The 14,879-nt window shown below is 54.3% G+C and carries 13 protein-coding genes; 3 read left to right on the forward strand and 10 right to left on the reverse strand.

Features of this window, described 5'->3' with window-relative positions; genetic code table 11:
- Positions 1 to 55 precede the first annotated feature (55 nt).
- Together def and M2418_RS16630 are read right to left on the reverse strand one after the other, a co-directional pair.
- On the reverse strand, positions 56 to 568 hold the full coding sequence (gene def / locus M2418_RS16625) for a peptide deformylase (protein WP_250983323.1): 513 nt from the start codon (positions 566 to 568) through the stop codon (positions 56 to 58).
- A 95-nt stretch (positions 569 to 663) separates the two neighbouring features.
- A complete protein-coding gene (locus M2418_RS16630) occupies positions 664 to 2,172 on the reverse strand; it encodes a globin-coupled sensor protein (RefSeq protein WP_259147914.1) in 1,509 nt (502 codons plus the stop codon).
- 195 nt (positions 2,173 to 2,367) lie between these two features.
- Between M2418_RS16630 and M2418_RS16635 the strand changes: the two genes are divergently transcribed.
- Both M2418_RS16635 and M2418_RS16640 read left to right on the forward strand, forming a co-directional pair.
- Entirely contained in the window at positions 2,368 to 3,558 is a 1,191-nt protein-coding gene (locus M2418_RS16635) for a DNA recombination protein RmuC (protein WP_259147916.1), read from the forward strand.
- Positions 3,559 to 3,604: 46 nt separating this feature from the next.
- Positions 3,605 to 4,504, forward strand: coding sequence for a ribokinase (locus M2418_RS16640; RefSeq protein WP_259147919.1), 900 nt, complete (start codon positions 3,605 to 3,607; stop codon positions 4,502 to 4,504).
- 86 nt (positions 4,505 to 4,590) lie between these two features.
- Here the strand turns inward: M2418_RS16640 and trmB are convergent, their stop codons facing one another.
- The 8 genes from trmB to miaB all read right to left on the reverse strand — a co-directional run bounded on the left by trmB (position 4,591) and on the right by miaB (position 13,525).
- A complete protein-coding gene (gene trmB / locus M2418_RS16645) occupies positions 4,591 to 5,295 on the reverse strand; it encodes a tRNA (guanosine(46)-N7)-methyltransferase TrmB (protein ID WP_259147921.1) in 705 nt (234 codons plus the stop codon).
- 8 nt (positions 5,296 to 5,303) lie between these two features.
- A complete protein-coding gene (gene metK, locus M2418_RS16650; RefSeq protein WP_192486662.1) occupies positions 5,304 to 6,542 on the reverse strand; it encodes a methionine adenosyltransferase in 1,239 nt (412 codons plus the stop codon).
- A gap of 206 nt (positions 6,543 to 6,748) precedes the next feature.
- Positions 6,749 to 7,165, reverse strand: a complete 417-nt coding sequence (locus tag M2418_RS16655) for a helix-turn-helix domain-containing protein (RefSeq protein ID WP_192486661.1) — start codon at positions 7,163 to 7,165, stop codon at positions 6,749 to 6,751.
- Positions 7,166 to 7,409: 244 nt separating this feature from the next.
- Positions 7,410 to 8,999, reverse strand: a complete 1,590-nt coding sequence (lnt, locus tag M2418_RS16660) for an apolipoprotein N-acyltransferase (protein WP_259147925.1) — start codon at positions 8,997 to 8,999, stop codon at positions 7,410 to 7,412.
- A gap of 339 nt (positions 9,000 to 9,338) precedes the next feature.
- Positions 9,339 to 10,472, reverse strand: coding sequence for a hemolysin family protein (locus tag M2418_RS16665; protein WP_259147927.1), 1,134 nt, complete (start codon positions 10,470 to 10,472; stop codon positions 9,339 to 9,341).
- A 15-nt stretch (positions 10,473 to 10,487) separates the two neighbouring features.
- Positions 10,488 to 10,997 carry an rRNA maturation RNase YbeY gene (gene ybeY, locus M2418_RS16670; RefSeq protein WP_259147929.1) on the reverse strand — a complete coding sequence of 170 codons (510 nt, stop codon included), beginning with the start codon at positions 10,995 to 10,997 and terminating at the stop codon, positions 10,488 to 10,490.
- Between the two features lie 30 nt (positions 10,998 to 11,027).
- On the reverse strand, positions 11,028 to 12,083 hold the full coding sequence (locus tag M2418_RS16675; protein ID WP_250983315.1) for a PhoH family protein: 1,056 nt from the start codon (positions 12,081 to 12,083) through the stop codon (positions 11,028 to 11,030).
- Between the two features lie 38 nt (positions 12,084 to 12,121).
- Entirely contained in the window at positions 12,122 to 13,525 is a 1,404-nt protein-coding gene (gene miaB, locus M2418_RS16680; protein WP_259147932.1) for a tRNA (N6-isopentenyl adenosine(37)-C2)-methylthiotransferase MiaB, read from the reverse strand.
- Between the two features lie 223 nt (positions 13,526 to 13,748).
- On the opposite strand from miaB, the gene M2418_RS16685 reads away from it, so the two are divergent.
- Complete coding sequence (locus tag M2418_RS16685) at positions 13,749 to 14,879, forward strand: helix-turn-helix transcriptional regulator (RefSeq protein WP_259147933.1); 1,131 nt, start codon at positions 13,749 to 13,751, stop codon at positions 14,877 to 14,879.

The following is a 14,879-nucleotide window of genomic DNA, read 5'->3' on the forward strand; positions in this document are numbered from 1 at the left end:
TGAGTTTTGCGGCCCGGAGAAAACCTTGCCGGTTTAATGACCGGCACAGGCAGGATCAGGCTTTCGCCTTGGCGATCTTGGTGAATTTCTTGATGACCATATCGCGCTTCAGGCGCGAAATGTGGTCGATGAACAGCACGCCGTTCAAATGGTCGATTTCATGCTGCAGGCAGGTTGCGAGCAGACCATCGGCTTCAAGGGTCTGCTGCTTACCAGTGCGGTCGACGTAATTGACCGTCAATCCGGCAGGGCGCTCCACTTCCGCATAATAATCGGGAATGGAGAGGCAGCCTTCTTCATAGGTCGACAATTCATCCGTGGTTTTGACGATTTCCGGATTGATGAAAACAATCGGCGCTTTTTCTTCATCCTCACGGGACACGTCGATCACCAGCATACGGCGAGCGACGCCGATCTGGATGGCAGCAAGGCCAATACCGGGCGCATCATACATGGTTTCCAGCATGTCATCGGCAAGCTGGATGATTTGTGAATCAACCTGTTCGACTGGTGTTGAAACCTGTCTCAGCAAGGGATCTGGAAGAATGATAAGTGGTTTGATGGTCATGGCTTCCCATAACCCATCTGATTGCCAGAGGAAATGAAAAAACACATCATCGTCTCACCACGATAAATCATGCCCTAAGCAGTCAGCCGATAAGCTCAGCCCGCCCGGCGCGCGGTTTCCCAACCCGCATTGGACTGGCGATGTGTGTCTCTCGTTTTGAACTTGTTGAGTGCACCGACAAGCTGCTCGACCTGGTGACGGAGCGTGACGGTTTCGGCCGAGGTCTGCTCAACCATCGCAGCATTTTGCTGGGTGATGGTGTCCATGGCGCCGATGGCGGAGTTCACTTCGCGTAAGCCACCTGACTGATCTTCCGCAGCCGTTGCAATTTGGGATACGATGCGATCAATGTCGCCAATCCTGTCGGTGATCATGCGCAGGGCATCACCGGCATTGTTGACCAGGCCGACGCCGGACTGCACCTGACTGGTGCTCTGGGAGATCAGGGCTTTGATTTCTCTCGCGGCGTTGGCACAGCGTTGCGCCAGTTCACGCACCTCCTGCGCCACCACAGCAAATCCGCGCCCCGCCTCACCGGCCCGAGCGGCTTCAACCCCGGCATTCAGCGCAAGCAGGTTCGTCTGGAATGCAATCTCGTCGATCACACCGATGATTTTAGAAATTTCGCTGGAGGAATGGGCGATATCTCCCATCGCCTTGACAGCGCTGGTGACCACCTCGCCAGAGGTTTGTGCATCACTCAGAGCTGCGCCGACGGCTGAGGCAGCCTTCTGCGCACCATTTGCCGTGACTGCCACGCTTTGGGTCAGTTCGTGCAGTGCAGCGGTGCTTTCTTCCAGGCCCGCCGCCTGTTGCTCTGTGCGCTGCGAAAGATTTTCCGTCGCATTGGCAATACTGGTGGCGACATTCAGAATTTCTTCTGCCGTGTGGCGCACCGCCGCGATGGTGTCATTCAGGGTTTCAACCGAGACATTATAGTCATTGCCGATCTTTTCGAAATTATCAGGCAATTTTTCTGTCAGACGCGTCTCCAGATCGCCCTTGGAAAGAGCAGACAGAAGATTGGTGAGTGACGCAAGCGCCTGTTGCTGTTCGCGCAGATTGCGCTGGCGCTCTTCTTCGAGTTGCTTGCGCTGTGCGTCAAGAATCTCGAGGTAGATGGAAATGGAATAGTCCATATCCAGCACCGAAGCCTTGACGATTGCCGAAACGTCTTCCGCCAGTCCCTTGGACTTGCGTTTGCCAAATCGGGATGGCCAACGCTCTCTGACAACCGCATGGATCAATTGTTCCATCAGCAGGGCGTAACCACCCATGTACCAGCGGGGTTCAAGACCGATACGGGCATGCGCCTGGCCAACCGCCTGCACACCTTCAACGTATTTTTCATCATAGGCTGCGGCACCAACAACACCCCAATGCTCGACCTGACGTTTTTTCGCACCCTGAATGTGATTTTCGTTGCGGAAAAATGCCGCCGTCTCGGGCGTCGATCGCACCTTGGTGTAGAACGTATCCAGCGCAGATCCGACATTAGCCGCAATCACCGGCTCAAGATCCTTCAGCCTCTTGCGCGCCTCAATGTCCAGACCAATAAAATCGAGCCGCTTGGCGAGCACCTGTTTGCTGTCGTTGTTTGTCATGCACGGTCCCCTTAACCCCGATGAGGCCACGATCCCGGCTAAACCCGTCCGGAAACATGGTTAATCGTTGGTTACACCAACATTCCTTTCGGATTTGCTAAATTTAGAACTCTTTTATATCAGACATAAAGCAGACAGTAGCGCGTGTTCTTGTTTTGATCTTCCGAATCAAACTGAATCCGGGTAGGTTCGGCCATGAGCATCGATTTTCCCGCACTCGGCATTACGATCCTGACCATTGGCGGCATGCAGGTTTCGGCAGGCGCAATCATCATTTGTTTGCTGCTGCTTTCCATTGCGCTGCCGCTGTTCGTATCAATGCGGTTTTCAAGGCGCAGCGACGATGCCCGCGGCGAAGTGAGTACGCTGTTGCGCACGCAGGCGGAGTTGCATGGGCGTATCTCGGCACTGACGGAAACACTTTCCAACAAGCAGTCTGAAATGAGCCAACACCTTAATCAGCGGCTCGACGGCATGTCGCAACGACTTGGTGCCACGCTGACCGAACAGACAAAATCGACACACGACAATCTCAGCAAGCTTCAAGAACGGCTTGCAGTGATCGATGCCGCGCAAAGCAATATCCAGACCCTGGCGCGCGACGTTGTTGGCCTCCAAGCCATTCTGTCCAACAAACAGACGCGTGGCGCTTTTGGACAGGCGCGCATGGAAACGATCATTGCCGACGCCATGCCTTCCAATGCCTATGCGTTGCAGCCGACACTGTCGAATGGTTCTCGCCCCGACTGTACGGTGCGAATGCCGAACAATGCACCACCGCTGGTCATCGATGCCAAGTTTCCGCTGGAAGCCTGGAATTCCATGCGCGAGGAAACTTCGCCTGAAGTGCGCAAGCTTGCGGCCCAGCAATTCCGGCGTGACATGGAAGTGCATATCCGCGATATCGCGGAAAAATACCTGCTGGCAGGTGAAACACAGGATACGGCGTTTCTGTTCGTGCCATCGGAATCGATTTTTGCCGATATTCACCAGCATTTCGAAGCCATTGTGCAAAAAGCACACCGCATGCGGGTTGTTATCGTTTCACCATCGCTGCTGATGCTGTCGGTACAGGTTATCCAGTCCGTGCTGAAAGACCAGCGCATGCGCGAGCAGGCACATCTCATTCAAGGCGAGGTCGCGCTTTTGATGGATGATCTGAACCGGCTGGACGATCGTACCCGCAAACTGCAAGGGCATTTTCTGGCTGCACAGAAGGATGTGGACCTGATCATGACCTCCGCGGACAAGCTGACGAAGCGCGGCAACAAGATCGAGGCTCTGGATTTTGGCGGCGATATACCGGAGCAGCCTCAAGCGCCTTCTCCACAATCATTGGAGAGCCGAATAGGCAGCCTCAAGTTCCGGGTGGTTGACGACGAGTGACCCTGTCGGGCAAAGTCGGCGCCATTGAACATCAATTGGACATATCATGATTACTGTATTCGGCTCCATCAACATGGACCTCGTTGCCACTGCACGACGCCTGCCCAAACCGGGTGAAACCGTAACCGGGCAAACCTTTGCAACGGCAGCAGGCGGCAAGGGTGCCAATCAGGCGCTGGCAGCCAGACGGGCCGGAGCAAATGTCCGCATGGCCGGCGCTGCAGGCGATGACACCTTTGCAGGCTCTGCACTGGAACTTCTCAATGAAGCCGGTGTTGACCTTACCACCGTCAAGACATCGCCGGGCGCGACCGGCACAGCTGTCATTCTGGTCGGCGAAGGCGGAGAGAACATGATTGCCGTCATTCCTGCGGCAAACGGTACGATCACGCCTGACGATGCGAGCAACGCGCTCGACGGCATGACGTCCGGCGATATCCTGATGCTGCAATTTGAAATTCCCGTCGAAGCCATTGAAGCTGCCTTGGCTGGCGCCAAACAGAAGGGCGTCACCAGCATCATCAATACGGCACCATTGACGCAGGACGCTGCTCGCATTTCTGCATTGGCCGACATCATCATCGCCAATGAAACCGAATTTGAACTGCTGATTGGCAAGCAGGGCATTTCCGGCGAAGAGCGCCAACAGGCCATGCAGGATATGCATGCTCGTACCGGCCAAACCATCATCATAACGCTGGGTGCTGACGGCGTTATCGCCATGCGGGATGGCCAGCTGCACAAGGCTGCCGGTCTTAAGATCGAGCCGATTGATACGGTGGGGGCCGGCGATACATTCTGCGGTTATCTGGCAGCCAGCCTCGACAAAGGTCTGGATTTTGCGACGGCGCTGAAGCGTGCAGCCGCAGCCGGATCGCTGGCTTGCACCAAACATGGAGCCCAGCCGTCTATCCCTCTGGCCAGCGAGGTCGATCAGCAGGTCTGAGGGCAAATTGCTCGCGCATAGGGTTAAAATGAAAAAGCCGGGTCAAAACCCGGCTTTTTCATTGAATTCATTTTGAACGAGATACCTCAGACGCGAATAAACGTCAGATAGGCGGATGTTCGGCCCTCACGTTTGGCCTTTGCCTCATACCGGGTTCCTGGCCATCCGGCGTAAGGTGTCTTCCAGTCCTCAGCTGACTTTGCGGTCCATTCGAAGCCGCCATGGTCGCGACAGTGGGTCAGCGTCCAGTTCACATAGGTGTCGATATCGGATGCGAAACAGAACGTTCCGCCCGGCTTCAATACACGATGGAAGCGGCTGAGATTAACTGCAGAGACAAAGCGACGTTTCCAGTGCTTTTTCTTCGGCCATGGATCGGCATAAAGCAGATCAATCTGATCGATCGAGGCCTCTGGCAACCAGTCGAGAAGCTGCGTGGCATCGTCATCATAAAGGCGGATATTTTCAATGCCGCGGTCGCCAACCTGCCGGAGCAGTTTTGCCATCGAGTTTACGAATGGTTCAACGCCGATGAAGCCGGTCGTTGGCTCTTCCTGGGCGCGGTGAACCAGATGCTCACCGCCACCAAAGCCGATTTCCAACCGCAGCTGGTCGACTGCCTTTGGGTACAGCGAAACAAGCGATGCGGGCGGCGCAGCATTGAGGTCTATTTTCAGCTCCGGCAACAATGTTGCGATATCATCGCTTTGCCGGTCACGTAGGGGTTTACCCTTGCGTCTGCCGAAAAATGCCTCGGTTGCGCGTGCGCGCCGCTCGCTATCGTCTGTCATACCTTGCTTTAAGCCTTCAATGCTTCCTTGAGCGGCTTGACCAAATCAAGCTTCTCCCAGGAGAACGAACCGTCACGTCCGGACTTGCGTCCGAAATGTCCATAGGACGCGGTCTTAGCATAAATAGGCTTGTTCAGGTCAAGGTGGCGACGAATACCCGTTGGGGACAGGTCGATAACCTTGCGGATACCCGCCTCAACCTGATCTTCCGTGACCTTGCCGGTACCATGCAGATCGACATAAACGGACAGAGGCTGGGCAATGCCAATTGCGTAGGAAAGCTGGATCGTGCACTTGTCGGAGAGGCCAGCTGCAACAACGTTCTTGGCGATGTAGCGCGCCGCGTAAGCAGCTGAACGGTCGACCTTGGTGGTGTCCTTGCCGGAGAATGCGCCGCCGCCGTGAGGTGCCGCACCACCATAGGTGTCCACGATGATTTTGCGGCCGGTCAGGCCAGCATCGCCATCCGGGCCACCGATGACAAATTTACCGGTCGGGTTGATATACCACTGGCAATCGTCAGCGATCTTCAGCGTACCGAGCGCTTCGCGAATGTAAGGTTCGACAACGGAACGTACCTTCTTGGAGTCCCAGCTTTCATCGAGGTGCTGAGTAGACAGAACGATCGAAGCAACCTCGGCAGGTTTGCCGTCAACGTACCGGACTGTCACCTGGCTCTTGGCATCGGGGCCGAGTTTTGCAGCGTCACCATCACCCTTTTTACGGGCTGTCGCCAGCAACTGCAGGATCAGGTGGGAATAATAGATCGGAGCCGGCATTAGTTCCGGTGTTTCGCGGCAGGCGTAACCGAACATGATACCCTGGTCGCCAGCACCTTCATCGCCCTGCTTGTCAGCAGCATTGTCCACGCCCTGTGCGATGTCAGCGGACTGCGAGTGCAACAGTACGTCAATCTTGGCGGTCTTCCAGTGGAAACCATCCTGCTCATAACCAATGTCTTTGATGGCGCGACGTGCAGCGGCCTTGAACTTGGCAGGATTGATAACGTCGTTACCGTCTTTATCCTTCTTCATCAGGCTTGGCGGCAGGCGAACTTCACCAGCGATAACCACCCGATTTGTCGTGGCCAGGGTCTCGCATGCGATACGAACGCCCCAAGGGTCGACTTTGCACTTTACAGCTTCACGATAAACGAGATCGACGATTTCATCCGAAATACGATCACACACCTTATCCGGATGACCTTCGGCCACGGACTCGCTGGTGAAAAGGTAGTTGGCACGCATACGGGATTCCCCTCAAAGAAATGGCCTCTGCGTGTGTTAGTCATTTCACGTCAAAAAAACAAGGACACAACGACATAAATATATCTTTATGTCAGCAATTCTGTCGAATTTTGCCATGAAACTCTACTAAACTGTAGACAGCAAAAAGCCACCGCGATCTTTCAATCACGGCGGCAATCATGAACCAATCACGGTTTGTCGGATGGTTACTCGGCCTCGCCCTCAGCGGAGAGCGCCTTGACCAGATCCACGATACGACGACGAACCTTCGGATCAGAAATCTTCACGAAAGCGCGGTTGAGCTGCAGACCTTCTGAGGAGGACAGAAAATCAACAACGTAGTTCGAGCTGGACGCTTCTGCGCCAGTGGCCGAACCTGGCTGATCACCCGGCGCGTCTTCGAAGAAAAAGGAAACAGGTACATTGAGGATACCAGCAATGTTCTGAAGACGGCTGGCGCCAACGCGGTTGGTGCCTTTTTCGTACTTCTGAATCTGCTGAAAGGTGATACCGAGACTTTCACCCAACTTTTCCTGGCTCATACCAAGCATTGTTCGGCGCAATCTGATCCGGCTACCAACATGAATGTCGATGGGATTTGGCTTCTTTTTATTCTCGGTCATAGTCAATGTCCTGACATCGATACGTTGCGTAATTGCAAAATGGCCAGCCTAGCTGGTCACTGCGGGTACTTCGCATTGCCGCAGCATTTTCCGCATCTTAAACACGTCAAAAACATGTCATCCGAAGCATGGAACAAGCTGCCAGCGACATCTTCAACGAAACGGTAGACCCAAAGTTCCCCACCATATACCATCTGCGTTGTAGCTATATGCAATATCACTATGCCTTTTTAGGGAATTTTGGTCAATTCTCCTTAAAAACTAAACCAAAGCGCGAAACTATTGCTATTATAAGCAGTACTCCAAAGATCAACCAAAAGTGATCCTTGCGAACACCCTGACGTACAGATTGAAGATCAGCACTACTCAGGGTAGCGTCAAAAATTCCTTTTTGACCGCTCGCAAGCCCTGCGACAATTTGTCCCATTGGGTCAATTACAGCCGAAATACCGTTATTTGCAGCACGAATCATGCTGACGCCGTTTTCGACCGCCCGTAAACGGGCCTGCAAAAAGTGCTGCGACGGCCCTGGTGTCTGGCCAAACCAGCCGTCATTGGTGATGTTGAGAAGCAGGGAAGCGCCCGCCAATCCACTGGCCAGTTCATTCGGGAAAATGGCTTCGTAGCAGATCAACGGATAGAAGCTTTGGCCACTCGGCAACGTCAGCACACTACGATTTGCTGCTGCAGAGAAACCGCCAGGAAGATTGACGATATTCTCGATGCCAAATCGGGTGAGGATATTCTCAAACGGCACATATTCGCCGAATGGCACCAGATGCACCTTGTCGGCTGCTCCCAGAATCTGGCCCTGACTATCAATCATGTAGATCGAATTATAGAAGCGTGGAGGCATTCCCGGTGCAGCTTCTTCGAACCGCACCGCTCCAGTCAAAAGAATCTGGCCGTCTTCCAGTACATCGGCAATTCTGACCAGTGCATCCGGGTTCTGGGTCAGAATGAACGGTACGGAAGTTTCAGGCCAGATGATAATGTCGGGCCGCTTTTTACCGGCTGCAGCTGGCGTTGCCGTCAGGCTAAGGTGTTCTTCGAAAATTGCCGCCCTGTCGGTGTTTTCAAGCTTGCGCGATTGGTCGATGGCAGGTTGGACGATACGAACTGTCAGGCCGTCCTCTGTTCGCGCAGGCGCGGTGTAAATGCGATATGCACCATACCCCAGATGCGCGGCGACAAGCAGGACGGCGATAGCAATTCCTTGCGCCGCTCCGCGTCGCGTACCCAACAACGCGGGTGTGGAAAATACGAAGACCGCCAACATGCTGACCCCAAAAAGGCCGATGGCATGCGAGGACTGCATCATGATCGGAATGGGCATGGCGCCGTAACCGATGGCGTTCCAGGGAAAACCGGTGGCAACAAAACTTCTCAACCACTCGGCAAGGCCGAAGGCGGCAGCCAGTGCGGCGATACGCCCAAAACCTTCTGACCAGAAGATATGGGCAAGGCCTGTCGCAAGACCATAAAACAGCGCCAGAACGGCTGGCAGGCCGAGGATCGCCAAAGGCAGAGCCCAGGCAAATTCATCCGCTTCCAGCAGAAGCGCGTTACCAAGCCACCACAGGCCAGCAACAAAATAACCAAAACCGAACAGCCAGCCGATCCGTACCGATGACCACCAGCGGCTGGTACCACCACCATTGGCAGAGCCGACGGAACCGTCCATCAGCCAAACAAGCAGGGTGAAGGAGATAAACAGGACTGCAAAAAAGCCGACCGGCGGAAGTGCCAGAGCGCCGAAAGCACCGGCAGCGATAGCCAGAACAGCGCGCCAGAAGCCCCCCATGAGCATGACCCTACCTGCAAGCCGCTCCATGTGGTCTCCATTCCGTTGACTAGTATTAGCAGGATGCCCCGACCGAAATCCTGCGAGCCTTCGATGTTGCATTTTATCCGTCACATCGGAATGGGTGTGATCGAATCAAATACGCTGTATCTTGTCAGATAAACCAATTGGCATCAGAGGCACAAATATATCCGGTAGACAGCAATATTGAATTTCAAAAATGGTCTGTTGTCCTGCGGACATAATATGGTTTCGACGCAATATAAGGCAGCACTTCTTGCCGCCACACTGCAAAACCGACATCGTTTACTTGGGGTTACAGAACAGGCGGCGACACCATGCAATCATTTGCCACCGCCTGCTCAAAATTTATGGCGTTTCGGCCTGTCCGGAAGCCTGACGCGAAAGGGAGGATGCAGCGATCAGAGCAGCGATTGGCTTATCTCCGTCGTTGTCTTCTCCGCTTGCATCGTGCCGCGTGATGCGAACACGTTTTACGCGACGACTGTCGGCATCGAGAATTTCAAACTCGAAGCCAGCAACGGCATGAACGGTTTCACCGGCAACCGGAATACGACCGAGCAGGAAGAATATAAGGCCGCCAAGCGTATCCACTTCTTCCAGATGTTCCGCCACGTCGAAGTCAGGACCGATTGCATGCTGCAACTCAGAAAGTTCCGCACGGGCATCCGCCACAACAGCACCGTCCGCAAGACGGGTGAACATGGCCTCTTCGTTGTCATGTTCGTCGTCGATATCACCGACAACCATTTCGACGATGTCTTCGTGGCTGACAAGACCGTCGGCGCCACCATATTCGTCGATGACAAGAGCAAGCTGCGTGCGCTGCTGCTGCATGCTCTGCAACAGATTGGCCGCCAGCATGGAGGACGGTACGAACAGGATTTTGCGGACAAGGCCTGCTTCCTGCACCGTCTTTGTGAGATCAACACGGGCGAGATCAAAATCAGCGCGTGGCGTCTTTGGCGCCTTCACACCCTCAGCCTGCGCTGGCCGCGTACCGACCCGACGTTTGTTGCGCGCTTGCTTGCCGATATAGGCGAGCAAATCGCGAATGTGGATCATGCCACGGGCATCATCGAGGGTTTCAAGGTAGACCGGCATACGCGAACGCCCGGTTTCCTCAAAAAGGATCATCGCTTCGCCGATTGTCATGGTCTGGTCGATGGCATCAATATCCGTTCGAGGGATCATGATGTCTTCGACGCGCACTTCGCGAAAACGTAAGATATTGTTGAGCATTGCCCGTTCTTCGGGCGCAAAGGCTGTGGCGACATCCGCATCGGTCATCAGCGCATCAGCCAGATCCTCACGCAGGCGCTCACCTTGCAGCGGCCTCAAAAGGCGTGAGAGACGGGACCAGAGTGTCCCTTTGGTTTTCTGTATCGAGTCCTGTCGTAACGGACTACTGCCCTCTTCCGATGAGGACTGCTCTCCCGTTTCCTTGCCCTGCTCAGAGGGTCTTGTCGAATGTTCGTTCATGGCTCCAGACTATAATTATGACAGCGGATCCTGTCCCGCATAGGGATCAGATAGTCCAAGCGAAGCCAAAATGCGAGTCTCAAGCAACTCCATTTCTTCCGCTTCCTCGGTTTCCATATGATCATACCCGAACAGATGCAGAAATCCATGCACCATAAGATGTGTCAGATGATCATCAAAAGTCTTTTCCAAATCAACAGCTTCGCGCTCTACCGTTTCGCGCGCAATGACGATATCGCCAAGCATGGGACCCGGCATACCACCCGGTTCAAGCGGAAAAGCCGGGAAGGAAAGGACATTAGTTGCCTTGTCCTTATCCCGCCATTCAGCGTTGATTTCGCGGATTTCGGCATCGTTGGTAAAGACGAGAGAAATCTCTGGAGCCATTTTCGGGAAGGGCTGTTTCTCTTCCTTTGCAAGAAACTGGGCGGCAGCGCCCAGCACCTTTTCACAAAGCGCGAGTAAAACGTCTTCTGAGGGCCAGGCATCGTCTTCGACGCTGATCTGGATATCCAGTGCTGTCATTTCAGTATTTCGCTTTTCCGTGTCCAGATTTTATCTGTCCGTGTTCAGACTTTCATCTGGAACCGCCGTCTGCGCCTCGTATGCACGCACAATACGGGCAACCATCGGATGACGCACAACGTCCACATCCTTGAAGCGGACCACGGAAACACCTTCCACGCCGTTCAAAATCTGCAGCGCTTCAACAAGGCCAGACTTCACCCCGCGTGGCAAATCGACCTGGCTCGGGTCACCGGTTACAATCATGCGGCCGTTTTCACCAAGGCGCGTCAGGAACATCTTCATCTGCATCGATGTGGTGTTTTGCGCTTCGTCGAGAATGACGGCAGCGTTGGCAAGCGTGCGGCCACGCATGAAGGCGAGCGGAGCGATTTCGATCACGCCAGCTTGGATGGCACGTTCCACCTTGTCACCCGGCATCATGTCGTAAAGCGCGTCATAGAGCGGGCGAAGATACGGATCGACTTTTTCCTTCATGTCGCCAGGAAGGAAGCCAAGACGTTCACCCGCTTCAACGGCTGGACGAGACAGAATGATGCGGTCCACCGCACCACGCTCAAGCAGCTGTGCCGCATGGGCAACCGCCAGATAGGTCTTACCGGTACCGGCTGGACCAACGCCGAAAACCAGTTCGGACTGCTCCAGCGCCCGCATGTAGACATCCTGCGTCGGCGTGCGGGCAGAAATAGTCTTTTTGCGAGTGGAAATCTGCGCCATGGAAAGCTTAACCTTGCCCTCCATCGTCGGCAGTGTCAGTTGGTCGTCAGCAGCTAGGACCATTCGGATTACGCCTTCAACGTCAGAAAGTTCAACAGAGCGGCCTTTCAGCAGGCTCTCATATAGCAGATCAAGCACACGGCGGGCCTGATTGGTGGCCACAACATCGCCGGTAATGGCAACCGAATTGCCTCGCGGCCTCGCGTCGATATTGAGGCGCTGTTCCAGCAATTTCAGATTCTGATCGTACTGCCCGAACAGCTCCCCAGCGATCCTGTTATTCTCGAACGTGAGGACGAAGTGATTGGCGTCGGTCGCGGCTGAACGTGGCTGGCGCGATGAAGGTGATACCAATTCGTGTGCGTTCAAGCGGTCAGGCTCCCGTCCCAGTAAGCTCCGGCTCCATCTTAACGCTCTGCCACCTCGGCAAACAAGCTGTTTGGACCCGTCGCGGTGATTCGTACATTTACAATGTCACCGATTTGCGATGTTTTTGCATCAAGATTCACAGACTGAAGCCACGGAGAACGGCCAATAAGCTGTCCCGGCATGCGTCCCGGCTTCTCCAGCAGGATATCCATGGTCTTGCCAACGAGCGATGCGGCAAATTCATTCTGCTGTTTCAGAAGCAAATTCTGAAGTCTTTCAAGGCGTTCCGACTTTACGTCTTCCGCAACCTGATCCGTCAGATCCGCTCCCGGCGTTCCCGGACGTGTTGAATATTTGAACGAAAAAGCCTGTGCATATCTAACGGTTTCGACAATCTTCAACGTGTCTTCGAAGTCCGCATCCGTCTCGCCGGGGAAACCAACGATAAAATCACCGGACATGGCGATGTCGGGACGTGCGCCACGAATGCGCTCGATCAGCCGTACATACTCCGCGCCGGTATGGCGACGGTTCATGGCTTTGAGAATACGGTCGGAGCCGGACTGCACCGGCAAGTGAAGGTAAGGCATTAGGATGCGCAGATTGCTGTGCGCGTCTATAAGACAGTCATCCATGTCGCGCGGATGGCTGGTCGTGTAACGAAGACGCGCCAAACCAGGGATTTCCGCCAGACGGTATAGAAGCTGTGCCAAGCCCCACTCTTCACCCTTGGGGCCGGTTCCCTTCCACGCATTGACGTTCTGGCCAAGCAGCGTCAACTCGCGAACACCACCGTCAACCAGCTTCATGGCCTCGTCGACGATCTGCGAAACCGGGCGGGATACTTCAGAACCACGGGTGTAAGGCACCACGCAGAAAGTACAGAATTTGTCGCAACCTTCCTGAACGGTCAGGAACGCGGTGACACCACGCGTGCGGATCTTCGCCTTATCGGCGACAGGCAGATGTTCAAATTTGTCTTCAACCGCGTAATCGGTCTCGATTACACGCTCGCCATCGCGCACCCGTTTCAGAGCGGCCGGCAGGCGATGATAGGTCTGCGGGCCAATCACCACGTCAACGGCCGGCGCACGGCGCAGAATTTCTTCGCCTTCAGCCTGTGCAACGCAGCCGGCGACGCCAATCATGAATTCGCGGCCCTCTTCCTGACGCGACTTCTTCATGTCACGCAGGCGACCAAGCGCGGAATAGACCTTTTCAGCGGCCTTCTCGCGGATATGACAGGTATTGAGCAAAACGAGATCAGCCTCAGCCATGTCCTCTGTGGGCACATAACCGTCCTTCGCAAGAGCATCGCTCATGCGAACGGAATCGTAAGCATTCATCTGACAGCCGTAAGTCTTGATGAAAACCTTGCGGCTGTTGCTACCGTCACGGAGCGATTGATCTGTTTCGGCGATTGCTGTCGTTTGCTGTGTCATGGCGGTTACCTAGTCATTTTCAGGACCATATTAAACAGAAAAATATGCTGCAGGCTATTTTCGTCTTTAAAGCGCCTGCTAAGCGCAGCCGCGTCGACAGACTAAAGCCAATTGATAATCGCCAAATTTTTGCGATTTTCCGTCTGTAATTCTTGTGATTTTTACTGCTTATATAAGCTTGAAAGCTATGTTGAAGTATTGATCTCAAACACTACAGTTTTACATGAGTGAAATTCACCAAGATATTGTCAGTCAAATCTATGCGGCAGGGCTTCTTCCAGAACTTTGGCCTTCTGTTATCGACAGCCTGTCAGATCAGGTCAAAGGACGTGGCGGTTCGCTGTTTATTCTGACCGACGGACAATTGACCTGGGATGCACCCCAGGCGACTAAAACCATCATGGAAGAGTATATTGCCGGCGGGTGGGCAGACCGGAACGTGCGTCTTCAGCGTCTTCTCGAAAAAAGCTACCCTGCATTTGTCGTGGACAAAGACTTTTTCGAAGAAGACGAAATACAGAGCCTGGCGATTTTTCGTGACTTTCTGTCGCCAAGAGACATCGCATTTACTGCCGCGACGGTCATAAAAGGCTCTGGCGACGACATCGCGGTGTTTTCGGTCGATCGGCGGTTTGCGGAAGGTCGTTTCGCAGGTCCAGAGCTTGATTTCCTCAACACTATTCGCCCCCATCTCGGGCGAGCCGTGGCCCTCGCTGGCCGATTGAGGATGAAACAAACGATGACAGCAATGGCGACGCTGCAATTGCTTGGCATTCCGGCGGCAGTTCTGTCCCGGAATTCAAAGGTCATCGCCACCAATGCCTCGTTTGATAGGCTGGCAGGCCAGATATTCCTTCCGGCAGCTTTCGGCCGTTTGGCACTTTATGACAAACGCGCGGATGGCCTTTTACGGCAGGCGCTTGAAGGCACCATTGTGCAGCAGCGGTCGGTTCGTTCGATTGCCGTTCGCTCCGAAAACAGACTACCAACAGGCATCCTGCACGTCATTCCGGCCTGCATGCAGGCGCAGGATATTATCGGGGCTGGCGGAACATTGCTTATTCTGGCTCGTCCCATCGGGGATATCACCCTAAATGCGGAGTGGCTGAAAGGTCTTTATGATCTGTCACCCACTGAAGCACGGATTGCAGCCCAGCTTTCCGAAGGAAAGAGCTTGGAGAAAATCGCTTCGCAGACAGGGAGCGCCAAGGAGACAGTGCGCACACACGTTAAACATCTGCTGCAAAAGACCGGATTTGCGCGCCAGATCGATTTCGTGCGTGCTGCCGGCAGCCTTGCCGCCATTCAACCGCAACTGTCGGACACCACAAACGCAGTGCTTTCCGAAGTGTAG

The organism is Rhizobium sp. BIGb0125 (assembly GCF_024810055.1).
GTDB lineage: Bacteria > Pseudomonadota > Alphaproteobacteria > Rhizobiales > Rhizobiaceae > Agrobacterium.

Coding starts and splice junctions, on each gene's coding strand:
- def (WP_250983323.1), bottom strand. CDS start 568: ATGACCATCAAACCACTTATCATTCTTCCAGATCCCTTGCTGAGACAG.
- M2418_RS16630 (WP_259147914.1), bottom strand. CDS start 2,172: ATGACAAACAACGACAGCAAACAGGTGCTCGCCAAGCGGCTCGATTTT.
- M2418_RS16635 (WP_259147916.1), top strand. CDS start 2,368: ATGAGCATCGATTTTCCCGCACTCGGCATTACGATCCTGACCATTGGC.
- M2418_RS16640 (WP_259147919.1), top strand. CDS start 3,605: ATGATTACTGTATTCGGCTCCATCAACATGGACCTCGTTGCCACTGCA.
- trmB (WP_259147921.1), bottom strand. CDS start 5,295: ATGACAGACGATAGCGAGCGGCGCGCACGCGCAACCGAGGCATTTTTC.
- metK (WP_192486662.1), bottom strand. CDS start 6,542: ATGCGTGCCAACTACCTTTTCACCAGCGAGTCCGTGGCCGAAGGTCAT.
- M2418_RS16655 (WP_192486661.1), bottom strand. CDS start 7,165: ATGACCGAGAATAAAAAGAAGCCAAATCCCATCGACATTCATGTTGGT.
- lnt (WP_259147925.1), bottom strand. CDS start 8,999: ATGGAGCGGCTTGCAGGTAGGGTCATGCTCATGGGGGGCTTCTGGCGC.
- M2418_RS16665 (WP_259147927.1), bottom strand. CDS start 10,472: ATGAACGAACATTCGACAAGACCCTCTGAGCAGGGCAAGGAAACGGGA.
- ybeY (WP_259147929.1), bottom strand. CDS start 10,997: ATGACAGCACTGGATATCCAGATCAGCGTCGAAGACGATGCCTGGCCC.
- miaB (WP_259147932.1), bottom strand. CDS start 13,525: ATGACACAGCAAACGACAGCAATCGCCGAAACAGATCAATCGCTCCGT.
- M2418_RS16685 (WP_259147933.1), top strand. CDS start 13,749: ATGAGTGAAATTCACCAAGATATTGTCAGTCAAATCTATGCGGCAGGG.